This window comes from Mycoplana azooxidifex, from assembly GCF_014196765.1.
Taxonomy (GTDB): domain Bacteria; phylum Pseudomonadota; class Alphaproteobacteria; order Rhizobiales; family Rhizobiaceae; genus Mycoplana; species Mycoplana azooxidifex.
Genome location: NZ_JACIEE010000003.1, coordinates 195339 through 220285 on the forward strand (window position 1 = coordinate 195339; position 24947 = coordinate 220285).

25 protein-coding genes are annotated in these 24947 nt (G+C 65.9%); 5 read left to right on the plus strand and 20 right to left on the minus strand.

The genetic code is table 11. The annotated features are described in order from the left end of the window. Positions 1–455 precede the first annotated feature (455 nt). Together cysK and GGQ64_RS07445 are read right to left on the minus strand one after the other, a co-directional pair. On the minus strand, positions 456–1424 hold the full coding sequence (cysK, locus tag GGQ64_RS07440) for a cysteine synthase A (RefSeq protein WP_183801501.1): 969 nt from the start codon (positions 1422–1424) through the stop codon (positions 456–458). 205 nt (positions 1425–1629) lie between these two features. Continuing rightward, on the minus strand, positions 1630–2247 hold the full coding sequence (locus GGQ64_RS07445; protein WP_183801504.1) for a LysE family translocator: 618 nt from the start codon (positions 2245–2247) through the stop codon (positions 1630–1632). 312 nt (positions 2248–2559) lie between these two features. Between GGQ64_RS07445 and GGQ64_RS07450 the strand changes: the two genes are divergently transcribed. Beyond that, a complete protein-coding gene (locus GGQ64_RS07450; RefSeq protein WP_112600020.1) occupies positions 2560–3078 on the plus strand; it encodes a Dps family protein in 519 nt (172 codons plus the stop codon). Between the two features lie 61 nt (positions 3079–3139). Here GGQ64_RS07450 and GGQ64_RS07455 read toward each other — a convergent pair whose 3' ends face one another. Beyond that, on the minus strand, positions 3140–4039 hold the full coding sequence (locus GGQ64_RS07455) for a DMT family transporter (RefSeq protein ID WP_183801507.1): 900 nt from the start codon (positions 4037–4039) through the stop codon (positions 3140–3142). A gap of 123 nt (positions 4040–4162) precedes the next feature. Here GGQ64_RS07455 and GGQ64_RS07460 point away from each other — a divergent pair, with 123 nt between their 5' ends. Then, positions 4163–4606, plus strand: a complete 444-nt coding sequence (locus GGQ64_RS07460; protein WP_183801511.1) for an Lrp/AsnC family transcriptional regulator — start codon at positions 4163–4165, stop codon at positions 4604–4606. Between the two features lie 127 nt (positions 4607–4733). On the opposite strand, the gene GGQ64_RS07465 is transcribed toward GGQ64_RS07460, so the two are convergent. Then, positions 4734–5630: a GNAT family N-acetyltransferase gene (locus tag GGQ64_RS07465; RefSeq protein ID WP_183801514.1), complete on the minus strand. Its 897-nt coding sequence runs from the start codon at positions 5628–5630 to the stop codon at positions 4734–4736. Between the two features lie 13 nt (positions 5631–5643). After that, positions 5644–6114: a dUTP diphosphatase gene (dut, locus tag GGQ64_RS07470; protein WP_183801517.1), complete on the minus strand. Its 471-nt coding sequence runs from the start codon at positions 6112–6114 to the stop codon at positions 5644–5646. Positions 6115–6211: 97 nt separating this feature from the next. On the opposite strand from dut, the gene GGQ64_RS07475 reads away from it, so the two are divergent. Next, positions 6212–7795 (plus strand): peptide chain release factor 3, encoded by a 1584-nt coding sequence (locus GGQ64_RS07475; protein WP_183801519.1) that lies wholly within the window; start codon positions 6212–6214, stop codon positions 7793–7795. A gap of 49 nt (positions 7796–7844) precedes the next feature. On the opposite strand, the gene GGQ64_RS07480 is transcribed toward GGQ64_RS07475, so the two are convergent. The 3 genes from GGQ64_RS07480 to GGQ64_RS07490 all read right to left on the minus strand — a co-directional run bounded on the left by GGQ64_RS07480 (position 7845) and on the right by GGQ64_RS07490 (position 9891). Beyond that, positions 7845–8711 carry a DUF2182 domain-containing protein gene (locus GGQ64_RS07480; protein ID WP_183801521.1) on the minus strand — a complete coding sequence of 289 codons (867 nt, stop codon included), beginning with the start codon at positions 8709–8711 and terminating at the stop codon, positions 7845–7847. A gap of 19 nt (positions 8712–8730) precedes the next feature. Next, positions 8731–9366 carry a DUF1326 domain-containing protein gene (locus tag GGQ64_RS07485; protein ID WP_183801524.1) on the minus strand — a complete coding sequence of 212 codons (636 nt, stop codon included), beginning with the start codon at positions 9364–9366 and terminating at the stop codon, positions 8731–8733. 120 nt (positions 9367–9486) lie between these two features. Continuing rightward, positions 9487–9891 (minus strand): GFA family protein, encoded by a 405-nt coding sequence (locus GGQ64_RS07490; protein WP_183802576.1) that lies wholly within the window; start codon positions 9889–9891, stop codon positions 9487–9489. A 202-nt stretch (positions 9892–10093) separates the two neighbouring features. Here GGQ64_RS07490 and GGQ64_RS07495 point away from each other — a divergent pair, with 202 nt between their 5' ends. Further along, positions 10094–10924, plus strand: a complete 831-nt coding sequence (locus GGQ64_RS07495; protein ID WP_183801527.1) for a class II glutamine amidotransferase — start codon at positions 10094–10096, stop codon at positions 10922–10924. A gap of 47 nt (positions 10925–10971) precedes the next feature. Here the strand turns inward: GGQ64_RS07495 and coaBC are convergent, their stop codons facing one another. The 5 genes from coaBC to ubiE all read right to left on the minus strand — a co-directional run bounded on the left by coaBC (position 10972) and on the right by ubiE (position 16801). After that, the gene (coaBC, locus tag GGQ64_RS07500) at positions 10972–12198 is read right to left on the minus strand and encodes a bifunctional phosphopantothenoylcysteine decarboxylase/phosphopantothenate--cysteine ligase CoaBC (RefSeq protein ID WP_183802580.1); all 1227 of its coding nucleotides are present in this window, start codon (positions 12196–12198) and stop codon (positions 10972–10974) included. 105 nt (positions 12199–12303) lie between these two features. After that, the gene (locus tag GGQ64_RS07505) at positions 12304–13065 is read right to left on the minus strand and encodes an ion channel (RefSeq protein WP_246422489.1); all 762 of its coding nucleotides are present in this window, start codon (positions 13063–13065) and stop codon (positions 12304–12306) included. Positions 13066–13176: 111 nt separating this feature from the next. Further along, positions 13177–14142, minus strand: a complete 966-nt coding sequence (locus tag GGQ64_RS07510) for a phytanoyl-CoA dioxygenase family protein (RefSeq protein WP_183801533.1) — start codon at positions 14140–14142, stop codon at positions 13177–13179. A gap of 164 nt (positions 14143–14306) precedes the next feature. Beyond that, on the minus strand, positions 14307–15881 hold the full coding sequence (ubiB, locus tag GGQ64_RS07515) for a 2-polyprenylphenol 6-hydroxylase (RefSeq protein ID WP_183801536.1): 1575 nt from the start codon (positions 15879–15881) through the stop codon (positions 14307–14309). Between the two features lie 140 nt (positions 15882–16021). Then, the gene (ubiE, locus tag GGQ64_RS07520; protein ID WP_183801539.1) at positions 16022–16801 is read right to left on the minus strand and encodes a bifunctional demethylmenaquinone methyltransferase/2-methoxy-6-polyprenyl-1,4-benzoquinol methylase UbiE; all 780 of its coding nucleotides are present in this window, start codon (positions 16799–16801) and stop codon (positions 16022–16024) included. A 140-nt stretch (positions 16802–16941) separates the two neighbouring features. Here ubiE and mutM point away from each other — a divergent pair, with 140 nt between their 5' ends. Beyond that, the gene (gene mutM, locus GGQ64_RS07525; RefSeq protein WP_183801542.1) at positions 16942–17832 is read left to right on the plus strand and encodes a bifunctional DNA-formamidopyrimidine glycosylase/DNA-(apurinic or apyrimidinic site) lyase; all 891 of its coding nucleotides are present in this window, start codon (positions 16942–16944) and stop codon (positions 17830–17832) included. A gap of 58 nt (positions 17833–17890) precedes the next feature. On the opposite strand, the gene gshB is transcribed toward mutM, so the two are convergent. From gshB to GGQ64_RS07560, 7 genes are all read right to left on the minus strand, one after another. Then, positions 17891–18835 carry a glutathione synthase gene (gene gshB / locus GGQ64_RS07530; protein ID WP_183801546.1) on the minus strand — a complete coding sequence of 315 codons (945 nt, stop codon included), beginning with the start codon at positions 18833–18835 and terminating at the stop codon, positions 17891–17893. Positions 18836–18942: 107 nt separating this feature from the next. Continuing rightward, complete coding sequence (locus GGQ64_RS07535) at positions 18943–19443, minus strand: cupin domain-containing protein (RefSeq protein ID WP_183802583.1); 501 nt, start codon at positions 19441–19443, stop codon at positions 18943–18945. 104 nt (positions 19444–19547) lie between these two features. Continuing rightward, positions 19548–20540 carry an endonuclease/exonuclease/phosphatase family protein gene (locus GGQ64_RS07540; protein ID WP_183801549.1) on the minus strand — a complete coding sequence of 331 codons (993 nt, stop codon included), beginning with the start codon at positions 20538–20540 and terminating at the stop codon, positions 19548–19550. Continuing rightward, entirely contained in the window at positions 20537–21673 is a 1137-nt protein-coding gene (ugpC, locus tag GGQ64_RS07545; protein WP_183801553.1) for a sn-glycerol-3-phosphate ABC transporter ATP-binding protein UgpC, read from the minus strand. The genes GGQ64_RS07540 and ugpC overlap by 4 nt, the downstream gene beginning before the upstream one ends. Before the next feature lie 10 nt (positions 21674–21683). Next, positions 21684–22526, minus strand: a complete 843-nt coding sequence (gene ugpE / locus GGQ64_RS07550; RefSeq protein ID WP_183801556.1) for a sn-glycerol-3-phosphate ABC transporter permease UgpE — start codon at positions 22524–22526, stop codon at positions 21684–21686. An 8-nt stretch (positions 22527–22534) separates the two neighbouring features. Then, the gene (locus tag GGQ64_RS07555) at positions 22535–23416 is read right to left on the minus strand and encodes an ABC transporter permease subunit (protein WP_183801559.1); all 882 of its coding nucleotides are present in this window, start codon (positions 23414–23416) and stop codon (positions 22535–22537) included. 182 nt (positions 23417–23598) lie between these two features. After that, complete coding sequence (locus GGQ64_RS07560) at positions 23599–24897, minus strand: extracellular solute-binding protein (RefSeq protein WP_183801562.1); 1299 nt, start codon at positions 24895–24897, stop codon at positions 23599–23601. Positions 24898–24947 lie beyond the last annotated feature (50 nt).

The following is a 24947-nucleotide window of genomic DNA, read 5'->3' on the forward strand; positions in this document are numbered from 1 at the left end:
GAGCCGATGATGTTGCCCGCTGCTGCGACAGGCCATCCGGCGGCGGTGATGGCTGTCGCGGGCGGATCGGTGGACTGCGTACATAGGAAGTCCACGGACTGCCCTCTGGAGACTGTTGCCCGGAGACTGCCAGTGTCCAGTCTCGCAGTTCGCCATGGCGTCGGATACGTTGGGAAGGATGACGGGAACATCCCGCCTTGGGCCTTGCTGCAAGCAGCGTCCGTTGTCACTCCGTCAACCGGGCGGCCTACCGCGGGATCGCGGCGGTGATCCGGTTCAGCACTCGCCTTCGCGGGCGACAACCGCTTGGAAGATCGAGGCGAGACCGGATTGCGATCGACGCTCGACAACCTGGCGACGTTCACGGAGTGATCCGCGAACGCCTGTGCACGACGCCTGAACGGGACGCCCGCGCGGCGCGCGCGCCCCGATCCATTTCAGCCGGGAGGAATCGATCAGCCGCCGAGACCCTCGAACAGCGCCGTCGAAAGATAGCGTTCGGCGAAGGAGGGAATGATGACGACGATGGTCTTGCCTTCGTTTTCCGGACGGCCGCCCACCTTGATCGCCGCTGCCAGTGCCGCGCCCGAGGAAATGCCGACCGGCACGCCCTCGAGCCGGGCCACGAGCCGGGCGATCTCGAAGGCTTCGTCGTTGGTGACGGTGGCAACCTCGTCATAGACCTTCGTGTCGAGGATGGCGGGCGCGAAGCCGGCGCCGATCCCCTGGATCTTGTGCGGTCCGGGATTGCCGCCCGAAAGAACCGGGCTGTCGGCCGGCTCGACGGCAACCACCCTGAACCCGGGCTTCTTCGCCTTCAGCACCTGGCCGGCGCCGGTGATCGTGCCGCCCGTGCCTATGCCGGAGACGAGGATGTCGACCTGTCCGTCGGTGTCGTTCCAGATCTCTTCCGCCGTCGTCTTGCGGTGGATCTCGGGATTGGCCGGGTTTTCGAACTGCTGCGGGATGACCGCGTCAGGCAGCGTCGCGACCAGTTCCTCTGCCTTGGCGATCGCCCCCTTCATGCCCTTCGGCCCCTCGGTCAAAACGAGCTCGGCGCCGAGCAGCGCCAGCATCTTGCGACGCTCGATCGACATGGTTTCCGGCATGGTCAGGATCAGCTTGTAGCCCTTGGCGGCAGCGGCAAAGGCGAGCGCGATACCGGTGTTTCCGGAGGTCGGCTCCACCAGCGTCGTCTTGCCGGGGGTGATCCTGCCCTGCGCCTCCAGCGCCTCGATCATGGCGACCCCGATGCGGTCCTTCACCGATCCGATCGGGTTGAAGAACTCCAGCTTGGCCAGAAGGTTGGCCTTGACGCCCTTCTCCTTCGCCAGTTTGTCAAGGCGGACGATCGGGGTGTCGCCGATCGTCTCGGTGATGGAGGCATAGACGCGCCCGCGGCCGGGCTTGCGGATCTCAGGCATTTTGGTCTCCCTTTTCTGCTGTTGGAGGGAGAATAGGTTCTAAGGCGACCGCAGGCCAGTGTCAGATCGTCCACGCGTTGTCGCCGGACTGGAAAAAAGCGCTTCCCATCCGGGTTGCGCAAAGATCTTTATTTCACGCAGCGCGGGCTGCGATATTTCACGCAGCGCGGGCTGCGTTATTTCACGCAACGCGCGTTGCGATATTTCAAGCAGCGCGCGTTGCGATGTAGGCCGCCGTGCTGGCGAGGACGCCGGCTGCGATGCGGTTCAGCGTCCGCAGGGCGGTTGGCCTTTTCAGGAGCAGCCGGGCGCGGGACGCGAGCGCCATATAGGGGATCAGCACGACCAGCAGGACGATGAAGGTCGCCGCCAGCAGCAGTCCGTACTCGTCAAGACCGATCGCGGCGAGATCGATCAGCGTCGGCACGAGCGCGACGTAGAAGAGCATCGTCTTGGGGTTTCCGAGCGTCACCAGTAGGCCGGACAAAAACGACATCGCCATGCTCGACGAGCCCCGCGCCTGGATTTCCTGCGGCACGAGCCCCGTTTTCCAGAGCTTCCAGGCGATGTAGCCGAGATAGAGGGCGCCGGCGATCTTGATCACCATGAAGGCCGTCGTAAACGTCTGCGCGATAAAGGCGAGCCCCAGGATCACCGCCGTCAGGTAGATCATGTCGCCCAGGATCAGCCCGAGCCCCATGAAGAAGGTCTCCCGGAAGCCGGAGCCGAGCGCGCGGGCCACGATCGCGGTGATGCCGGGCCCCGGGATCGCGGCTGCGATGAAGAGCGCCCCGCTATAGGCAAGCAATGCTGCAAGTGTCATGGCAACCGCTCTTGAAATAGACGTCCGGGAGATTTTCTGTCGCCCTCTCTACGCCGGTGTCGCTGCGGTTTCAAGCAGGCCCCCCGTGCCGTCGCCCGCCTGCCCTCGCGCGAGCGCGGGATGCCGCCGAACGCGACCCGATGTCACACAGCCGAGAAGGGGCGCTGATATGGAACGCGCAGCCGTTGAAGAACATGCGCTGCGCCCTAGCTTGTTGTGGCCGGCCGCCGCTGGCAGGTCGGCGATGCTGCCGACACATGCGCGGGGCCTGCACCGCCCTATTCTCGCGCCAGAAACAGAAGGAGAGCCTCCATGTCCACCGGTTCCGCCGAAAAGCGCAGGACTGCCCCGCTCAAGACGCCGTCGGGCCTCGCCTCGAACGCGATCACCGATATTTCCGCCGCGCTGACGACGCTGCTTGCCGACATGTTCGCGCTCTACCTGAAGACCAAGAATTTCCACTGGCACGTCTCCGGCCCGCACTTCCGCGACTACCACCTGCTGCTCGACGAGCAGGCCGCACAGATCTTCGCCACGACCGACGACATTGCCGAACGCGCCCGCAAGATCGGCGGCACCACGCTTCGATCCGTCGGCCATGCGGCGCGCCTGCAGCGCATCCCCGACAACGATGCCGACTACGTCACCCCCGGCGACATGCTGGCCGAGCTCCTGGAAGACAACAAGCACCTGGTCTCGCTCCTGCGCGAGACGCACGACCTGTGCGACGAGCATAACGACGTCGCCACCGCGAGCCTGCTCGAGAACTGGATCGACGAGGCCGAGCGCCGCACCTGGTTCCTGTTCGAAACGACGCGGCAGGCAAAGTAGACCCGCAAGGTTTCGCAAGCGCTCCGGCCGCCGAAAGGCGGCCGTTTGCTGTCGGAAGGCTTCAGCGTGACACGGGCGTGGCCCGCCGCAAAAGCCGCCCCGGAGACCAGCCGAGGTTCATGCCCATCGCCGCAAGCAGGATCACCGCCGCGCCGGCGACCTGGACAGGTTCCAGCGCGTGTCCGAACGCGATGTGATCGGTTGCGATCGCGACGACGGGATAGAGGAAGGAGAGTGCGCCGGTGATGTGCGTCGGCAGCTTCTGGATCGCGCCGTAGAGCAGGACATACATCAACCCGGTATGGACCACGCCGAGCGCCACGATGCTGGACCAGGCCGATGTCGTGGCCGGCATCTCGGAGAAATCCGCAAACGGCGCCAGCAGGACGGCGCCGGTGCAAACCTGGACGAGCGCAATCAGATGCGGCGGCGTGCCCTTCAACCCCTTGGCCGCGATCGCGGCGAGCGCATAGAAGAAGGCAGCACCCAGCGCGAGAACGATGCCGAGCGCATATTCGCTGCCGCCGCCGCCCGGGCCCGCCTGCACGATCGCGACCATTCCGACAAACGACAGCGTGAGCCAGAACAGCTTGGTCGCGGTGATCCTTTCGCCGAGAAACAGCGCGCCGAGGCCCAGGAGCATGAAGGGCTGGGTGTTATAGACCGTCGTCGCAATCGAGATCGATGCCAGCGGATAGGCCGCAAACAGCAGGATCCAGTTGGCAACGATGGCCATGCCGCCGGCAATGGCGACGGCGAGGCGCCGCCCGGTCAGGATGCCCCGGCGCAGATGGCCGAGGTAGCCGCACGCCAGCGCAAGGCACACCGCCCCGATCGCACAGCGCCAGAAGACGACGTTGATCACGGGCTGATGGGAAGCGAGGACGAACAGGCCGATCGTCCCGGAAATCAGCATGGCCGCCGTCATCTCGATTGCGCCTGTGCGAACCTGTCTATCCATGATCCGGATCCTTTGAAGCAAGGCCGTCAGGATAGAAGCCGGCATTGATCTACTCCATGATTTTAATTATGACTTTTTCTCCATTCTCCTTATTATGTAAGGTAACTTTCGGGAGAAGCTTTCATGACCCTCGACGACACCGACAGGCGACTGCTGTCGCTTCTGGCAGAAAACGGGCGACTGTCGCTGAAGGAACTGGCGGCGGCCACGGCGCTTTCGTCGCCGAGCGTGGCGGAGCGGCTGCGCAAGCTCGAAGAGCGCGGCGTGATCGACGGCTTCACCATCGACGTGAATGCGCGGACGCTCGGCTATACGCTTCAGGCGATCGTGCGGGTGCGGCCGATGCCGGGCCAGTTGCACATCGTCGAACGGCTGATCCAGGAGATGCCGCAATGCGTGGAATGCGACAAGGTCACCGGAGACGACTGCTTCATCGCGCGCCTGCATCTGCGCAGCATGGAAGAGCTGGACACGCTGCTCGACGGCATCGCCGAGCGCGCGCAAACGAATACATCCATCGTCAAGTCCACGCCGGTGAAGCGACGGCTGCCCGCCTTCCTGCCGTGAGGCCGGGCGGGGTCCAGCGCCTGCTTACAGCATGTCGCGCAAAAGTGTGCAGCGGTTTTGCGACTACGACATGCGCAAAATCAAAGGCCTAAAGCGCAGGAGCGAATCTGAAAGATCGCGACGCGCTTTAGAACTCCGCCATGGGCGAAAGGCGGAAAGGGCCGGCTGGCGCGAGACCGGGCGGGCCGCGCAGCATGAAGCGGAGATCATGGTCTTCGGCGATGCTTTCGCCCTCCCAGTCCATCCGGTCGGGCGGAAACAGGATTTCGACGCTGCGCGGCTGCAATCCGAGCGCCTGCAGGATCGCGGCGAGCGGGGGCATGCGGGTGCCGACCACGTCCAGCAGCGTGAACACGCCGCTTTCCCGCTCGTGCCGCCAGGCGACGGCGGCCGGGAATGCCGGCAGGAGGCTCAGCGTCACGTCTTCGACCAGCGCCGTGTTGAGCATGAACGTCTGCGTGTTCCGGGTCACGGCGAAACGTTGCGAGACCGGCGCACGCTCCTCCAGCAGGCCGCGAAGGAGGGACAGGTCGCGCTGGTCGGCCATGTCGAGCGTCCGGCAGGACGGCTTCGCATCGACCGGGGCCGGCGCCGGGCCAACGAAGCGATGTTCCGGCAGGGTCATAAAGCCATAGGGCGCGTAGAGGCCCGGCTTGCCGGTATAGAGCACGATCGCCTCGAAGCCGCGGTCCTCGCAGCGCTGCAGCGTGCGGCGGACGAGATCGCGAAACAGGCCCCGGCCGCGATACTCCGGCAAGACCGCGCCGGACTGGAGGCCGGCGGCGTTGACCGGCCGCCCGTCGATCACGAGCGGCATGACAAAGGCCGAAAAGTTCGCCACGCACCGGCCGCCGCCGTCGAACCAGGCCGAGGACATCAACGTTCGGTCGTGCCCGCCCATCCGGTCCAGCGGGCTCACGTCGACGTCGAACACGGCGACGAGCAGCGCCTTCACCGCCGCCCAGCCGGCCGGATCGTCGAAATAATCCTCGCGGTAGGCCAGCCCGGCGCGGTCTCCGGTCATGCGGCCATCCCCGCTATACCCCGGTCGAGCCGAAGCCGCCGGCGCCGCGCTCGGTCGCCCCCGCCTGCGAGACCTCGCAGACCCTCGCCTGCACCACGGGCGCGACCACCATCTGGGCGATCCGCATGCCGCGCTCGATCGAGAAGTCCGTCTCGCCAAGATTGACCAGCAGCACCTTCACCTCGCCGCGATAGTCACTGTCGATCGTGCCGGGCGTGTTCAGGCAGGTGATGCCACACTTGAAGGCGAGGCCGGAGCGCGGACGCACCTGCGCCTCGAACCCGGCGGGTATCTCGAAGACGAAGCCGGTCGGCACCAGCGCGCGGCTACCCGGCGCCAGCACCAGCGGCTCGCCGTCCGCGACCGCGGCGCGCAGGTCCATGCCGGCAGCGCCCGCCGTCTCGTAGGCGGGCAGATCGAGGCCCGCGCCATGCGGCAGGCGGACGAGGTTCAGGGTCGGTTGGGAGGCGGCGTGCATGTTCATGGCCCATTTGCGGATCGCCGGCTGTCCGGGTCAAACGCGAATTGAAAGTTTTCCACGGAACCGTTACATAGCGCCCGATCAACAGGATTTTCATCGCATGGCCGAAAGTCTCGCCGAGGCGGTCTCCCGCCGCCGCACCTTTGCTATTATCGCCCACCCGGACGCGGGCAAGACGACGCTGACCGAAAAGCTGCTGCTGTTCGGCGGCGCGATCCAGCTCGCCGGCGAGGTCAAGGCGAAGAAGGATCGCATCCAGACCCGTTCGGACTGGATGAAGATCGAGCGCGAGCGCGGCATCTCGGTCGTCACCTCGGTGATGACGTTCGAGTATGAAGGCAACGTCTTCAACATCCTCGACACCCCCGGCCACGAGGACTTCGCCGACGACACCTACCGCACGCTGACGGCGGTGGACGCGGCCGTCATGGTGATCGACGCCGCCAAGGGCATCGAGCCGCGCACCTTGAAGCTGTTCGAGGTGTGCCGCATGCGCGACATCCCGATCATCACCTTCATCAACAAGATGGACCGCGAAAGCCGCGATCCCTTCGAGATTCTCGACGAGGTGGAAGAGAAGCTGGCGCTCGACTGCGCTCCCGTCACCTGGCCGATCGGCCGCGCCAAGACCTTCTGCGGCTCCTACCACCTCTCCACCAACGAGGTGCGCGGCGCGGACACGCAGGAGCGACTGACCAAGGTCAACGATCCCGAGATGGCCTCGCACCGACTGCCGGAGAACGAGCGCGAGGCCTTCATCGACGAACTGACGCTGGCGATCGAAGCCTGCAAGCCTTTCGACCAGAAGGCCTTCCTCGAGGGGCACCTGACGCCGGTGTTCTTCGGCTCGGCGCTTCGGAACTTCGGCGTGCGCGACCTCATCAACGCGCTCGGCGCCATCGCCCCGCCGCCGCGCGACCAGGTGGCGGACATCCGGACGGTGCATGCGGCGGAAGACCGGATGACTGCCTTCGTGTTCAAGATCCAGGCGAACATGGATCCGAACCACCGCGACCGCATCGCCTTTGCCCGCGTCTGCTCGGGCAAGCTGGAGCGTGGCATGAAGGCGCGGCTGGCGCGCACGGGCAAGCAGCTCGGCCTGACCGCTCCGCAGTTCTTCTTCGCCTCGCAGCGCCAGCTGGCGGATACCGCCTATGCCGGCGACGTGGTCGGTATCCCCAACCACGGCACCCTGCGCATCGGCGATACCCTGACCGAGGGCGAGGCGCTGGTGTTCGAGGGCGTGCCCAACTTCTCTCCGGAAATCCTCCGCCGCGTCCGTCTCGAGGATGCGATGAAGGCGAAGAAGCTGAAGGAAGCCCTGCAGCAGATGGCCGAGGAAGGCGTCGTGCAACTGTTTTCGCCGGAGGACGGCTCGCCCGCAATCGTCGGCGTGGTCGGCGCCCTGCAGCTCGACGTGCTGAAGGAACGGCTGCAGGCCGAATATGGCCTTCCCGTGTCCTTCGAGATGTCGCGCTTCTCCGTCTGCCGCTGGATCTCGGCGGACAGTGCCGCCGATCTCGACAAGTTCGTCACCGCCCGGCGCGGCGACATCGCCCGCGACCTCGACGGCGACCCGGTGTTCCTGGCGCAGGACGCTTTTTCGCTGCGCTACGAGGCCGAACGCTATCCGGCCATCAAGATGGTCGCGATCAAGGAGTATCACGTCGCCAAGGCGGCATAAGCAGGAGTGAGGCGATCGGCGTCGCGAATGCCGGTTCCGGTTGCCCCCGTCAGACTGGCAAAAACCCGCGCGCCATGAGCCAGGCACCGGCGACGACCAGCAGCACACCGGCGGCGCGGCCCATCCGGTCGCCGCCGGGAAGCAGCTTCTCCGCCAGCACGAAGATCGCGATCGCGGCGATCCAGAGGATGTTCATCACTCCGCCGATGAACAGCAGAAGCATCAAGGGCCAGCAGCAGCCGACACAATAGGCGCCGTGGCGCATGCCCATCAGGAAGGCACCGGCCGTGTCGCGCCGGAAGCCGCCTGCGGCCTGCAGGAAGGCGGCCGGCGCACGGCACTTGCCGAGGCAGGCGCCCTTCAGCGGCGTCCACTGATAGAGCCCGGCGGCGACCAGGAGCACGCCGCTGAGAAAGGGGCTCGCGCTCTCCATCATCGGCGTCAGCAGCAGCGCCCGCTCCAGCAGCCATTGGCCGAAAGTGGCGGCAAGCGAGAACAGGAACCAGATCGCCAGATACCCTGCGCAGAAGAAACCGGTGGCGGCGATCGGCGTACCCTTCGCGGCCGCGTGCCGCCCGACCCGGGCGTAGAGCAGGATCATCGGCGAGGCGGACGGCAGCATCATCCCCACCATCATCACGAACCACATGGCAACCACCAGCGCCGTGTCGTTCGCGGTCCATCCGGCTGCAGCCACGGGCGTCATTGCCATGCCGGCCATGTCCATGCCGGGCATTGTCTCCATGCCCGGCATGCCGTCCATGGTGCCGGCATCGTCCGCCGGCAAGGGCACGGCGCCCATCGAACGGGCGAGCGTGAGCAGGTAGAGCCAGGCCAGCACTGTCATCGCCGCGAGACACACGGCGACGATCACGCGGTCACGCCTGAGCAGCCGTTCGAGTGCCGGATCCCCCATGGCCTCCATGGCTCCGGGCCTAGTGGACGACGCCGGCGCCGGTCATGTGCAGCGTGCTGAAATGGGCGTGGCTGTCGGCGAGCGACAGCGCAATCGGCCCCTTCGTCTCTGCCCAGCCGCGCCCGATCTCGCAGACGTCATACTCGAAGCCGTGCGGCAGGTTGATCCGGGCGCGATGCTCCTGGCCGGTCACCGGATTGCGGATCGGTTCGGCCCGGGCATCTATCCAGCCGGGGATATCGACGCGCGCCGTTCGGCCGTCGACGTCGACTGTGAAGTCGATCCGGGTGAAGACCGGCTCGTGCACGGTGTCGAAGGTGGTGGCGAACACGGCGAAGAAGGTGGCGCCGGGCTCCGTATCCTCCCCGCTCATGATGCGCAGCAAGGCTTCGCGCTGCTCGGGGGTCGCGCGCTCGTCGACGATCGGCACGCACTGGCCGCCGCCTTCGTGGATCGCCCCGGGCCAGGCGGCGATCAACCCGATCTTCAGCCCGTCGAGGCGGGTGTCGCCGTGGAACCCGTCCTCGATGTCGATCGCGCCGATCGCATGGCACTGTCCGTGCGTGGGCAGTGCGTTGAACTGGCAAGGGCAGCCATAGGCACAGTTGCAATGGATGAATTCGCGTCCCTGGAGCTTCCAACTGACATTCGTCATGACGCCCTCCGCTGCGCGCGCTTGGTATATTACCGGATCGTAATTTAATACCCGCAAGCACACCTTGTCCAGCGCGACCCGCCTGTACCCAAGGTCGTTACCCGGCAGTCCCGACCGTAGCTATTCATCGTCCCGGGATGGCAGCCCGGTGATATCCATGGCCCACGGCAGGGCCGATCGGCACCAGATCTGCCGCTTCGGAACAAGATCCCGGCGCTGGTTGATCGTGCCCACCCGAATGCCGACCTCATTGGCATCCTCGCCCTCGCCGGCGCGATAGCAGGGCGATCCGCAGATCGGGCAAAAGTACTGGAGACTTCGGTTGCCGCTGTCGCCGACCTTCACGTAGAGCGTGGGCGTGCCCCCGGTCAGGCGAAAATCCTCTGCCCTCGCGAGCGCGGTGACCCGGTATGCGGACCCCGTCATGCGCTGGCAGTCCTTGCAATGGCAGATCGAGACGATGTCGGGATCGATCTCCGCCTCATAGGTCACGTGCCCGCAATGGCATTGTCCGTCGATGCGCATGTCGACCTCCTCCGCGCCGTTTTGTCCGACGCCAACGGGCCGGCCTGCGCCGTCCGCTGCGAACTGACCCGCGATGGCGCAAATGGTTTCCGCGCCATTTACTTCCGTTAACGCATTTTTACCCTTTTTCGATGATTCTCGCAGGTGCACATGCATTCCTCCCCTTCGGCCGTTGCGGCCGGCAGCCAAGCGAGTTGAACCTATGTGCCGTTGGGCAGCTTACCGCGGTGAACCACAGTTTCTCGAGGAGCTCGTCTCCTCGCCGGCGCATTCGCTGATCGAGCAGTCTCATTGCGCGACCCGCGCCAAGACGGCGACCAATGGCGACGGCTTCGGCATCGCCTGGTACGGGGAGCGGCCCGAACCCGGACGCTACCGCGATATCCTGCCGGCCTGGTCGGACTGCAACCTGAAAAGCATCGCCCGGCAGATCCGCTCGCCCCTGTTCCTCGCCCATGTCCGGGCCGCGACCGGCGGCGGCACGCGGCGCGACAACTGCCATCCCTTCGTCCACGGCGTCTGGTCCTTCATGCACAACGGCCAGATCGCCGATTTCGAGCACCTGCGCCGGCCGATGGAGACGATGCTCGACAACGACCTCTACGCGGCCCGTACCGGGGCGACGGATTCGGAATTGCTGTTCCTGCTCGCCCTGCAGTTCGGCCTGGCGGAGGATCCGCTGGCGGCGATCGGCGAGACGATCGCCTTCGTCGAGCGGCTGGCGCGGCACCTGGAACGGCGGGAACTGGTCCGCTTCACGGCCGCGCTCACGGACGGCCGCACGCTCTATGCCATCCGCTACGCCACCGACCTGCGAGCACCGACGCTCTATGCGGCGCCGATGGGCGGGGCCGGCGGCTACTGCCTCGTCTCCGAACCGCTGAACGACGACACCGACGCCTGGGTCGAGATACCGGACGGCAGCGCCGTGGTGCTCGGCGAGGACGGTGTCGACGTCCGCCTCTTTTCGCCCGCCGGCCGCCCGGCGCCGCAGCCGGAACAAGCAAGGCCGGAACTCGCCGTCGCCGGCTGAGCCACCTTCTTTAGCGAATGCCATCGACGGACCGCTGATGGCGGGCCTTACGACAACGCCGCCAGCCTTTCGGCGATCAGTGCAGCCAGCCGCTCGGCCACCTCTTCCTTCGACAGGTCTGGCCAGGCATCGATGCCGGCTTTCGAGACGACGCGCACGCTGTTGCGGCTGCCGCCCATGATGCCGGTCCCGGGCGAGACATCGTTGGCGACGATCAGGTCGGCGCCCTTGCGCTTCAGCTTCTCGCGCGCATTCGTCTCCAGGTTCTGCGTCTCGGCCGCAAACCCGACGACCAGCTTCGGCCGCTGCGCATGGTGGCCGACCGTCTTGAGGATGTCGGGGTTCTCCGCAAGCTGCAGCGGCGGCGGCGCCTCGCCGGGCTTCTTCTTGATCTTCTCTCCCGCTGTGGTCGCGACGCGCCAGTCGGCGACCGCTGCGACCATGACGGCGATGTCGGCCGGAAGGCCGGCCAGGACCGCTTCCAGCATCTCCTCGGCGCGTTCGACATGAACGACTCGGATGCCGGGAGGATCGGCGATCCCGACCGGGCCAGAGACGAGGGTGACGTCCGCGCCGAGCTTCGCCAGCGCCGCGGCAATCGCATGGCCCTGCCGCCCGGAAGAGCGGTTGGCGATGTAGCGCACGGGATCGATCGGCTCGTGCGTCGGACCGGAGGTGACGATCGCCTTCCTACCGGCAAGCGGCCCGGAGACCTTGCCGCCATCGCCACCGATGTGGGCCTCGACGGCTGCGACGATCTCCAGCGGTTCGGCCATGCGTCCGAGCCCGGCCTCGCCGCCCTCCGCCATCTCGCCCGCATTCGGCCCGACGAAGCCGATGCCGTCGCCGGCCAGCGTCTCGGCATTGCGCAGCGTCGCCGGATGCGCCCACATCCTCGGGTTCATCGCCGGCGCGATCAGCACCGGACGATCGGTGGCGAGGAGCACGGTCGATGCGAGGTCGTCGGCCAGTCCGTTCGCCATCTTGGCCATCAGGTCGGCCGTGGCGGGGGCGACGAGCACGAGGTCGCAATCGCGCGCCAGCCGGATATGCCCAACGTCCTGCTCGTCCTCCCGCGAAAAGAGGTCAGTGTAGACATGGCCGGCAGCAAGCGCGCCGACGGCGAGCGGGGTGACGAACTGCTGCGCGCCGGCGGTCATGAGCGGGATCACCCGGGCGCCGCGCTCGCGCAGGCGGCGGATCAGGTCGAGACTCTTGTAGGCCGCGATCCCGCCCGAAATGATCAGGAGAATGCGCTTGTCCTTCAATGTCATGGGCAGGGTCATGTGCCGCTCCGGCGGAATGAGGTCTGATGCGTTCCTAACGCTTTCGCCACCCGTTTCCAAGCGGCCGCGCGTTCGGCGCCGCGCGGCCAACCGTCACGAGCCCTCGTCGGGGATGTTGAGCACATGGCCGCAGGCCTTGCAGTGCACGGCATCGGCGTCGTGGCGCTGGAGACCGCATTGCGGGCAGGCGAACGAGACCTTGTGCGGCCGCACGATCGTCTGCGCCAGCCGCACGAACAGCGAGATGCCGATGATCATGGTGACGATGGAGGTGAGCTTTCCAAGCGTTCCCGGCAGCGTGATGTCGCCGAAGCCGGTGGTGGTCACGGTGGCGACGGTGAAATAGAGCGCATCGACGAAGCCGCTGACGTTGTCGGCATAGAAGAAGGTCGAATAGACGAAACCGGTGACGACGAAGAGGAACACGAGAAAATTGACGCAGGCCTGGATCGTGTCCTCGTAGTCGGAGAGGCCCTGCCGCCGCAGGATCAGCGAAAACAGGCGGCTCTGGCTCACAGACCAGATGCGCAGCGCGCGCAGGAAGGCGAAGTTGGCGAGTTGGTTGGGAAAGAGCAGCGTGGCGAGGATGAAGAGGTCGACCCAGGTCATCGGCCGGGCCAGCCAGTAGCGCAAGGTGGGGGCCACCAGCATGCGCGCCAGGATCTCGAAGGCGATGATGACGGCGACGACATAGTCGACCAACAGATAGGCGTGGCCGGCGCGAAGATAGGGCCCTGTCAAAAAGAAGACGATGATGGCGAGATCGACGACCATCATGCCGAACTGGAAGGCGATGGCACGCGGATCGCTGCCGTAATAGAGGCCGCGCAGGTGCCGGCGCAACCCCTCGATCATCGATACCTGTTCCCCGGAATGCGCTCGCTCAGCCATGGCGCCAATGTATGTCGCGCCTCCCCCGGGTCAAGCGGCGCCGGAGACAGCCAGCGTCACCGGGAGGAGGATCATCTACCGGACCACCGGCTCGCCGTGGTACCGGCGCCTGGACGGCTTCGACACGCCGAAGCCGACTTCCATCATCAGGCGCGGCGTGTTCTTCGCCAGTGTTCCCATATGGAAACCGAACGGGTCCTCGACGAAGCCGGAACCCGCCTTGCCGGTGATGGTGACGGCATTCTCGGCCCCGTAGTAGCCAAGGACCTCGCCTGCCGGGTGCCCCACGAGCAGGGTCAACTGATGCTTGATGTGCCTTCGGTTGTGGCTTCCGCGGACATAGACGTGCGGGCCGGCATCCTGGTCGACATCGGACAGGTAGAAGAAGAACTTCAGCATCCGCCAGTCGTCGAGATCGAAATGGAACTTGAACGAGGCGCGGCTGAGGTCGGCCTCCGAGGCCGTCTTCGTCGGGAAGCTCCACCAGGTCCGCGTGGTGATCAGCCTTGCCTCGCCGCCGAGATAGTGCCGCGCAATGTCGAGCAGCAGCGGATCTTTCTGGACCGCGACCGCCGCCTCGCATTGCAGAACGCGCTCGAAATGATGACCGCTCAGGATCGTGCGGCCGAAGCGGCGCTCGGCCTCCGCGTGGTCGCCGGCGACAAATTCGAGCCTGCGCTCGAAATTGCCGAAGCAGGGCGTATCCCGGCCGAAGCGGGCAATCTCCTGCTGGATCTCGGCCGGCAGGACCAGGCCGTAGAAAATGCCCGATCTCTTCAGTTCCACGGCGACGTCCTCGGCGCGGATATCGCCGAACATCGACGTCTCCCCCTTGTCCGCGGCCGGCACGGGCCTGGAGGTCAGCCAATGGGCCCGGCGGAAGGGCATCGTCCGCGCCAGCAGGAACATCGGCAGCCAGGCGGGATTTTCCCGCACGTCGGTCAGATAGGTGGGAATCCGCGCCGCGATGCGGCTGAAACGGCCCCCGCTGCGGGCGATGGCTTCGAGGTCTTTCGGTTGTGGTCTAGACATGGTGCGCATGGTGCATCCTTACCGGACCGTCCTTAAGGACGATCTTCAATCGCACACACGACCACGCGGCGGCGGTGGATTTGTGCTGCGGTGCAGCATGGACGTTGCGGGCAAGGCGTTAACATTCGACGAACCGGCATGATTAACGAAACGTAGGCCGGCCGGCCGTGGTATCAACTGACCACCCAGGCGATATAGACGAGCGTCGCCGCGATCACCCACAGCGCGACACGGCCGGCGCGGCCGTGGCGGGCCTCGGATTTGCCGATCGCTTCGGCGGTGGCCTCGTCGAAACGGAAGCCCTTGTCCGCCATGGCGCTAAGGTCGAGGGAGAGTTTCTCGGCCTTTGCCGCGATCTCGGGGGCAGCCTCGGCCAGGCGCAGCGCGGCGTGCGCCCCGTCGCGCAGGTCGGCGAGGATGCGCTTCGGCCCGAGATTGTCGCGGATCCAGCCGCCGACCACGGGCTCGGAAGCCTTCCACATGTTGAAGCGCGGGTTCAGCGTGCGCGCCACGCCCTCGACCACGACCATGGTCTTCTGCAGCATCACGAGCTCGGTCCGCGTCTCCATGTCGAACAGTTCGGTGACCTCGAACAGGAGCGTGAGAAGCTTGGCCATGGAGATCGTCTCGGCCGGCTGCCCGTGGATCGGCTCGCCGATGGCGCGGATCGCCTGGGCGAAGCTGGCGACGTCGTGGTGCGAGGGCACGTAGCCGGCCTCGAAATGGACGTTCGCCACACGCACGTAGTCGCGGGTGATGAAGCCGAACAGGATCTCCGCCAGGAAGCGGCGCTCCTTGCGCCCGAGCCGTCCGACGATGCCCATGTCGACGGCGACGATGTGTCCTTCCGGATCGACGAAGAGATTGCCCTGGTGCATGTCGGCATGGAAGAAGCCGTCGCGCAGCGTATGGCGCAGGAAGGACTGGATCAGGCTGTCGGCGAGCGCGTTGAGGTCGTGGCCGGCTGCGCGCAGGCCCTCGATGTCCGACATTTTGACGCCGTCGATCCACTCCATGGTGACGACGTCGCGGCCAGTGCGCTCCCAGTCGACCTTCGGCACGCGAAAGCCGGGATCGCCCGCGGTGTTCTCGCCGAGCTCGGACAGGGCGGCCGCCTCGAGCCGCAGGTCCATCTCGACCTTGGTGGTCTGCTCCAGCGTGCGCGTGACCTCGACCGGCTTCAGCCGGCGGGTGTGCGGCAGGAAGCGCTCCTGCAGGTGCGAGGCAGCATACATCGCCTGCAGGTCGTGGACGAAGCGCTGGCGCACGCCGGGCCGGATCACCTTGACGGCGACGCGGCGCTCGCCGTCCTTGTCGCGGACGACGGCGGGATGGACCTGGGCGATGGAGGCGGCCGCGATCGGTTCGTCAAAGCTTACATAAAGATCGCTGACCGGGCGGCCGAGCGAGCCCTCGACGGTGGCTTTCGCCTCCGCCATCGGAAAGGTCGCCATGCGGTCCTGCAGAGCGGAGAGGTCTTCGGCAATCGCAACGCCGACCACGTCGGGCCGGGTGGCGAGGAACTGGCCCATCTTGACGTAGGACGGGCCGAGCCGTTCGATCGCGTGGGCGAGGCGGGCGCTGCGGCCCTCGCCGGGCTTGCGACGGCGGGCGAACAGGCCGACGACGCGCGCGAGGAAGCGGGCGGAGGCCGGAAGCTCCTGCAACGGCAGTTCCGTGACGACGCCTTCGCGCACGAGCACCCAGCCGACGCGGGCAAGGCGGAAATAGGCCGTGGGATTGGTCATGCGGCGCCACCACGCGAACGGCTGTGCGCTTCATATCCGGCGAGATCTGCGGAACCGCCGGCGGCCTGTGCGGCGCAGCATGCCGTGGGGCACGTCTTCGTTCGGGCGACCGGGGGCCTGTCAGCGGACTGCGGCATGCGTCAGAGCTTCCAGCCGGAATGCAGCGCTGCGATACCGCCGGTATAGTTGGTGAAGCTGACGCGGGAGAAGCCGGCTGCGCGGATCATCTCGGCGAAGTCGGCCTGGTTGGGGAACTTGCGGATGGATTCGACCAGGTACTGGTAGGGCTCGGCCTCGCCGGTCACCATCTTGCCGAACTGCGGGATCGCCTTGAACGACCAGGCGTCATAAACGCGGTCGAGCAGCGGCACCTCGACTTCTGAGAATTCGAGGACGAGCAGCCGGCCGCCGCGCTTCAACACGCGATAGGCCTCAGACAGCGCCACATCGATGCGCGGCACGTTGCGGATGCCGAAGGCGATCGTGTAGGCGTCGAAGGAATTGTTCTCGAACGGCAGTTCCTCGGCGTTCGCCTCGACGAAATCGAGATTGGCCGCAATCCCCTTCTTCGCGGCGCGGTCGGCGCCGACGGCGAGCATCGAGCCGTTGATGTCGAGCACGGTGGCATGGGCGAGGCGATCGGACGCCTCGACGATCCGGAAGGCGATGTCGCCCGTGCCGCCGGCGACGTCGAGCGTGCGGTAGGACGCCTCCTTGCGCGGGTTGAGCGCTGCGATCATCGCATCCTTCCAGGCGCGGTGAAGGCCTGCGGACATGATGTCGTTCATGATGTCGTAGCGCTTGGCCACCTTGTGGAAGACATCGTTGACGAGCGCCTGCTTCTCGCCCTCAGCCACCTGCCGGAAGCCGTAGGAGGTTTCCATGCCGCCATCCGCCGAGGTGCGTTCCCGATCGCTCATGTCCGTCTCCACTGTTGCGCTCCGCCGGGCCGGTCGTCCCGCGGCATCGTCGGGCTGGTATATAGGATAAAGATCGGCGATAGGGAATTGCGAAGCGGCGGCAAATGCGTCGCAGGGTTAAATCGCTTCAGGAGCTTGCGATGCCGGAATTGCCGGAAGTGGAGACGGTCAAGCGCGGGCTGGCGCCGGTGATGGAGGGCGCGGTGATCGCGCGTGCGGAGCTGCGCCGGCCGGACCTGCGCTTTCCCTTCCCTGCCGGTTTCGCGGACGCGCTGGCCGGGCGCAGGGTGATCTCGCTCGGGCGGCGGGCGAAGTATCTGCTGATCGATCTCGACGGCGGCGACGTGGTCATCGCCCATCTCGGCATGTCCGGCTCCTTCCGCGTCGCGGGACCGCAGGAAGAGGCCGTGCCCGGCGATTTCCACATGCCGCGCGGCAAGGACGAGCGGCATGACCATGTCGTACTCCACCTCGACACCGCCGACGGGCCACAGCGCGTCATCTACAACGATCCGCGCCGGTTCGGCTTCATGGACCTCGCCCGCCGCGAGGGGCTTTCCGAGCACCCTTACCTGCGCGACCTCGGCGCGGAACCGACGGGCAACACGCTCGACGCCGCCTATTTGGCGGCAAGGCTTCGCGGCCGTAGCCAGCCGCTGAAGGCGGCCCTGCTCGACCAGAAGACCATCGCCGGGCTCGGCAACATCTATGTCTGCGAGGCGCTGTGGCGGGCCCATCTTTCGCCCGAACGGGCGGCGGGGACGCTGGTGACGGCGGCGGGCAAGCCGCGGCGCGAACTGCTGACACTGACGGAGGCGATCCGCGCGGTGATCGCGGATGCGATCGAGGCCGGCGGATCGACGCTGCGCGACCATATCCGCGCCGACGGCTCGCTCGGCTATTTCCAGCATTCGTTTTCGGTCTACGACCGCGAGGGGGAGGCCTGCCGCACGCCCGGCTGCCGCGGCACCGTCAACCGCATCGTCCAGGGTGGACGCTCGACCTTCCGCTGCGTGAGCTGCCAGAAATAGCCGCATCCGCGACGTGACTGGGCATGACGGCGCTGGCGCGTCTGGCGCCTCCTTGCGGCTAGCGCTTCTTCTCGATCGCATCCCACAACAGGCTTGCGATGTCGGCGCCGCCGAATTTCTTCACTTCGCGAATGCCGGTCGGCGAGGTGACGTTGATCTCGGTCATGTAGTCGCCGATGACGTCGATGCCGACGAGCAGGAAGCCGCGCTCCTTCAGCGCCGGGCCGATGCGCGCGCAGATCTCCTCCTCGCGCTTCGTCAGCTCGGTGGGTTCTGGGCGGCCGCCGGCATGCATGTTGGAGCGGCTGTCGTGCTCGGCGGGAACGCGGTTGATCGCGCCGACCGGCTCGCCGTCGACGAGGATGATGCGCTTGTCGCCTTTGCGCACGTCGGGCAGGTAGGCCTGCGCGATGAAGGGTTCGCGGAACATCTGGCCGAACATCTCGAGCAGCGAGGACAGGTTGCGGTCGTCGCGAGTGGAGTGGAAGACGCCGGCGCCGCCGTTGCCGTAGAGCGGCTTGAGGATGATGTCGCCCATCTCGTCGCGGAAGCGGCGGATCTCGCCCGGATCGCGGGTGATCAGCGTCTCCGGCATCAGGTCGGCGAATTCGGTGACGAAGATCTTCTCCGGCGAGTTGCGCACCCAGGCCGGGTCGTTGACCACCAGCGTCTTCGGGTGGATGCGCTCCAGCATGTGGGTGGAGGTGATGTAGGCCATGTCGAAGGGTGGATCCTGGCGCAGCAGCACCACGTCCATCGTCGACAGGTCGATCCGCTCTGGCGCGCCAAGCTCGTAGTGATCGCCCTTCACCTCGCGCAGCGTCATCGGCTCGACCGTCGCAAAGACCGTGCCGTCGCGCAGGCTGAGCCTGTCGGGCGTATAGTGGAAGAGATTGTAGCCGCGGGCCTGGGCCTCGAGGCTCATGGCGAAGGTGGAATCGCCTGCGATGTTGACGGTGGACACATGGTCCATCTGGACCGCAACGTTCTTGATCTTTGCCATGGATAGTTCCTCACGGATTGCCGGTCCCATTTAGGACCGTCGCCCGGCAAAGGCAACGGGCGGCGCGCCTGCACAGCCCGTCAAAGAGCGCCTTCATGTCCGAAGGATCAGGCGGTCAGGCCGCCGCGGGCACCGCCCGCCCGCATCATATCGCGAACCTTGAGGAGCATCGCCACCGGGGCCGGGAACTGCTTGCGGCAGAAGGCGATCTTGCGGACGTAGCTGTCAATGCGCCAGGTGGCCCAGGTCTTGCCGGCGAAATAGGCGATATCGCCGGCGCGCAGCGTGCGCTCGGTGCCGTCCTCGGTGACGACATGCACCTCCCCCTCCAGGATCATCACCGTCTCGTCCCAGCCGAAATACCAACGGAAGGTGCCGGCCGTGCAGTCCCAGATCGCGGTGGTCGACTGGTCGTCGTGTCCGCGCGAGTGAAGGGCGAGGCGCGCGCGCGGTGTTCCTTCGAGGATCCAGGACGGCTCGATCGGCGCATCGGCCATTTCCAACTCGTCCATGGAGGCGGCGATCAGCGGCCGCTGCGGCAATGCCTTTGCCGGGATCGTCCGCACCGCCATGCCGATCGCGCTGGCAAGCATCAGTTTCAGAACCATCGAAGTCCCCTCTCCGTCGTCCCCGATCACATAGACGAAGAAGGTTCGAGGCGGGTTCATGCGGACGTTAAAATTCTAGCGATCGTGTCTCTTTCCGGGCAGGTCTATTCGAACCCCTCGATGCAGCAGACGATCAGGTCGTGGTCGGAGAGAGGGCGTCCGGTCTCGTCGAGCGAGGGGACGATGCGGGTCTCGCCGACGACAAGGCCGCTGGCGAGGAACCAGTCGAGCTTCATCGCCCGCTCCGGCCAGCGGGTGATCAGGCTCGGGCGCGTAGTCATCTGCGTGAGCGGACCGCCGTGACGGGCAAAGCCACGCGCGGCCGCCTGCCGGAACAGGCCCTCCGCCTCGAAATCGCCGCCGGCGTGGTTGCCGGTGTTCAAGTCGCCGCCGATCAGGAGGGGCAGGCCGGGGAAGGCCTCGTCGAGCGCATCGATGAGGCCGACCAACTGGCGCTCGCGATAGGCAGCGGTAGTGGCGCTTTCGAGATGAACGGAGACTGCGGCAAAGGGGCCGGCTTCCGTCTCGATCACCGCACCGATCGCCATGCGTTCGCCGAGCCGCGGCTGGTCGCCGCCGTCGATGAACCAGAGCCTTTCGCCTTCGAGGCGCAGCATGAAGGGCTGCGCAAGCGGGATGGCTGCCATAAGGCCATTGCCGTGGAAGCCGTGAAGGTTGAAGTCGTCCTTGCAGAATTCGCGCTCTGTGGCCGAGCCGAGGCCGAGTTCCAGGAACTCGACGCCGTAGGCATATGTCATGCCGAGAAGGCCGGCGAGGTCGGCGGTGGTTTTGCGCTGGCCGGTGCGGGCCATGCCGTCATCCATCTCGGAGACGAGCACGACCGGTGCCTGTGACCGCTGCAGCATGCCGGCGGTCTCTTCGGGAAACAGGCAGCGCTCCAGGTTCCAGGCCGCAACGTCGAAGGGGAAGGCCAGCGGGCCGGACGCGGTGGCAACCCCGCCCGTCTCGATCGCGTTCATGAACGACAGCCTGTCCATCTTCTCGTCATGGGCGGCGATCGTGCGCGGCAGTGTGGCTACTTCGGCACGGACTTCGGCGGGGGCGGGTGCAAGTGCCGGAACGGTGGCGCGGATCATCGGACATTCTCCAGTCGCCCGGCGGCGGTCGCCGTGCGATGCGGCTCGCTGCCCGACCAGGCAAGCCGGCGACCGGTCCCGGCATCGAAGAAATGCAGCCGGCCGATCGCAATCGCGACCGGCATCTCGCCCGAAAGCGGCGCGTCGGAGGAGAGCGCAACCGTGACTGCCTGGTCGCCCACCACACCATGGACGAGGCGCTGCGAGCCCAGTTCCTCGACGTAGTCGACGCGGAGCGGCAGGATGCCCTCACCGATCGAGGCGTTGCCGGAGGTCGCAATTGCGGCGACCTGCAGGTCCTCGGCGCGGAAGCCGACGGTGACGGGTCCCTGCGTCGGTACCGCCTGGCCTAAGTCGATCAGCGCCGGGCCGATCGCCAACCTGCTGCCGTGCAGTTCACCCTGGACGAGGTTCATCGCGGGCGAACCGATAAAGCTTGCGACGAAGGTGGAGGCCGGCGCGTGGTAGACGTCGAGGGGGCGGCCGACCTGCTCGATACGGCCGCCGTTCAGGACGACGAGCCGGTCGGCCAGCGTCATCGCCTCGAGCTGGTCGTGGGTGACATAGAGCGAAGTAGTGCCGACGCGGCGCTGCAGCCGCTTGATCTCGCCGCGCATGGAGACGCGCAGCTTGGCGTCGAGATTGGAAAGCGGTTCGTCGAACAGGAAGGCCGACGGCTGGCGGACGATGGCGCGGCCCATGGCGACGCGCTGGCGCTGGCCGCCGGAAAGGGCGCGCGGCTTGCGGTCGAGATATGGTCCGAGCTCCAGCATGCGGGCGGCTTCCGCCACGCGCGTCTCGATCTCGGGCTTCGGCGTGCGGCGGTTCTTCAGGCCGTAGGCGAGGTTTTCGCGCACGGTCATGTGCGGATAGAGCGCGTAGTTCTGGAACACCATGGCGATGTCGCGGTCGGCTGGCTCGACGTCGTTGACGACGCGGCCGCCGATCCTGACCGTGCCGCTCGAGATCGTCTCGAGCCCCGCCACCATGCGCAGGAGGGTCGACTTGCCGCAGCCGGACGGACCTACGAGGACGATGAACTCGCCGTCGTCAATCGCAATGTCGACCTCGCTGACGGCCGGCACGCCGCCGTGATAGATCTTCGATACCTTGTCGATCTCGATCGTTGCCATCGACGTTTCCTTACTTGTCGCTCTCTGTGAGGCCCTTGATGAACCAGCTCTGGAAGACCACGACGATGAGGACCGGCGGGAGCATGGCGAGGACGGCCAGGGCGAAGGCCTCGTTGTAGTCGGGGATCTGCGAGCCGATCCAGACCTGGAGAATCTGCTTGATGCCGCGCATCAGGGTGAAGAAGCGCTCGTCCGTGGTCATCAGCATCGGCCAGAGATACTGGTTCCAGCCATAGACGAACATGATGATGAAGATCGCCGCAGCCATCGTCTTCGACAACGGCACCAGCACGTCGATGAAGAACTTGAACGGCCCGGCGCCATCGATGCGGGCGGCCTCCAGAAGCTCCTCCGGCACCGACTTGAAGAACTGGCGGAAATAGAAGGTTCCGGTGGCGGACGCCAGCAGCGGCACGATCAGGCCGGTATAGGTGTTGATGAGGCCGAGCCCGCTCATCACCTCGTAGGACGGCATGATGCGCACTTCGAGCGGTAGGAGCAGCGTGGTGAAGATCACCCAGAAGGCGAGCGTGGCAAAACGGAAGCGGAAGTAGACGATCGCATAGGCGGCCAGCATCGAGAGCGTGATCTTGCCGAGCGCGAAGCCGATGCCGAGAATGAACGAGTTCATCATCATCCGTGCGCCCGTGACCTGGCCGGTGAAGCCGCCCTGACGCGTCAGCACCGTCTCGTAGGTCTCGACGAAATGACCACCCGGGGAGAGCATCAGCCCCTTGGAGTGAATGGTGGCCGCTTCGTGGGTGGAAGTCATCAGCGCGACGACCACCGGCAGTGTCAGGAACAGGGCGCCGAGGACGAGGACGAGATGGTCGAGGATGCGGGTTCGGTACATGGGGCGCCTCAAGTGTAGTGGATGCGCCGCTCGATGAAGCGGAACTGCAGCACGGTGAGCACGAAGACGACGAGCATCAGGATCACCGACTGGGCCGACGAGCCGCCGATATCGTTGCCGCGGAAGCCGTCCATGTAGACCTTGTAGACCAGCGTGATCGGGTTGTTGGCCGCCTTGTCCTTCACCATCACGTCGATGACGCCGAAGGTGTCGAAGAGCGCGTAGGTGACGTTGATGATCAGCAGGAAGAAGGCAGTCGGCGCCAGCAGCGGGAAGATGACGGTCCAGAAGCGCTTGATGCCGGATCGGCAGTCGATGGCGGCGGCCTCGCGCACCGACGCGGGCAGCCCCTGCAGGCCGGACAGGAAGAAGATGAAGTTGTACGGGATCTGCTTCCAGACGGCGACCGTGATCATCGCAAACGCAGTGTCGAAATAGCTGAGGCCCACCTTCATCTCCCAGCCGAAGAAGGCGGCGATCTTGACGAAGGGGCCGATGTGCTGGTCGAAGAACATCATGCCGATCAGGCCCGCGACCGGCGGGGCGATGGCATAGACCGAGATCAGCAGCGTCTTGTAGGCGGCGTTGCCGCGGATCACCGCGTCGGCCTTGACCGCCAGCAGCAGCCCGAGCGCCAGCGAGAAGAAGGTGACGAGCGCGGTGAAGATCGCCGTGAAGCGGGCGATGGCGAGATATTCGGGATTGCGCAGCGTGCCGATGTAGTTGTCGAAGCCGACGAAGGTCGAGCCGAAGCCGAAGGGGTCCTCCAGATAGAAAGAGGACTGGATCGCCCGCACGGACGGCCAGTAGAAGAAGATGACGATGACCGCCAGCTGCGGCGCCAGGAACAGGTAAGGCAGCAGCGGCGAGGAGAACTGGACGCGCTTCATTGTCGAACCTTGGTCAGGAAGGTGTGCACGGCGGCGGGCGCGGCAGATGCCCTCTTCTCCCCTCGGGGAGAAGTGCCGAGCGTAGCGAGGCGATGAGGGGGCTTCGCCACCCCCTCATCCGACCCTTCGGGCCACCTTCTCCCCGAGGGGAGAAGAGGCTGCCAGCCGGCAGCCCTGCAACCTCAGCCAGTCGTCTTGGCGAAGCGGGCGAGCAGCTCGTTGCCTTCGCGCTCGATGGTGTCGAAGGCGTCCTTGACGGTGGTCTCGCCGGAGAAGATGCGGCCGTATTCGCGCTCCATGATCTCGCGGATCTGCGGGTAGAAGCCGAGACGATAGCCCTTCGACCATTCGCCGGACGGCAGCATCAGTTGCTTGATGCCGACTTCGGCGGCCGGGGTCTTCTCATAGTAGTCCTCGGACTTGGTCAGTTCGTAGGCCGCGGTGGTGATCGCGACGTAGCCGGTTGCCTGATGGTAGAACTTCTGGATTTCCGGCGAGGTCAGGAACTGGAAGAAATCGGCCACGCACTTGTTTTCCTCGGCCGGCTTGCCGGACATGGCAAACAGGGCCGCGCCGCCGATGAAGGAGTTGGTGCCGGCGCCGGCGATCGAACCCCAGTAGGGCAGGAAGTCTGCCGAGAACGGCATCTGCGCGGTCTTCTGGAGGCCACCGAAAGAGCCCGACGAGCCGATCCACAGCGCGACCTTGTTTTCCTCGAACGGCTTCTGATTGTCGTTCCAGCCGGCGCCGTAGTAGGCGAAGTAGCCCTCGTCAGCCCACGATTTCAGCTTTTCGAACATCATGACGAGGTTCGGGTCGGTGACCTTCAGCGTGGTGTCGGTGACGCTGTCGTAGCCGTTGTTGTTGGTGGCGAACTGGATGTTGTTGCGCGAGAAGAAGTTTTCCGTGAATTCCCAGGTCAGCTGCGACTGGACGAGCGGGATGAAGCCCGCCTCCTTCAGCTTCGGGGCAGCCGCCTCGAATTCTTCCCAGGTCTTGGGTGCTGCGACGCCGGCCTTCTTCAGCGCCTCGTCGTTGATGTACATGATCGGCGCGGACGAGTTGAACGGCATGCCGACGAACTTGCCGTCGCTGTCGGCGTAGAAGTAGCGCACGCCCTCGATGAAGGCGTTGCGGTCGAAGTCGTAGCCGGCTTCCTTGATCAGGTCCTCGGCGGGGACGACGGCGCCCTTGGCGTTGATGATGGTGGCCGCACCCGCGTCGAAGACCTGCAGGATGTTCGGCTGCTCGCCGGAACGGAAGGCGGCGATGCCGGAGGCAAGCGCCTCCTCATAGGTGCCCTTGGAGACCGGCGTCAGCGCGCAGGCCGTCTGCGAGGCATTGAACTTCTGGGCCACCTCGTTGATGACCTCGCCGTTACGGCCGGCCATGCCGTGCCACCAGGAGATATTGGTCGCGGCGAGCGACGAGGTCGCGGTCAGTGCAAGCGAGACTGCTGCGAAGGAAAACTGCTTGATCATGGAAGGATCCTCTCCACCGGTTACATCGGTGGAGTGGTGCCTATTGCGCC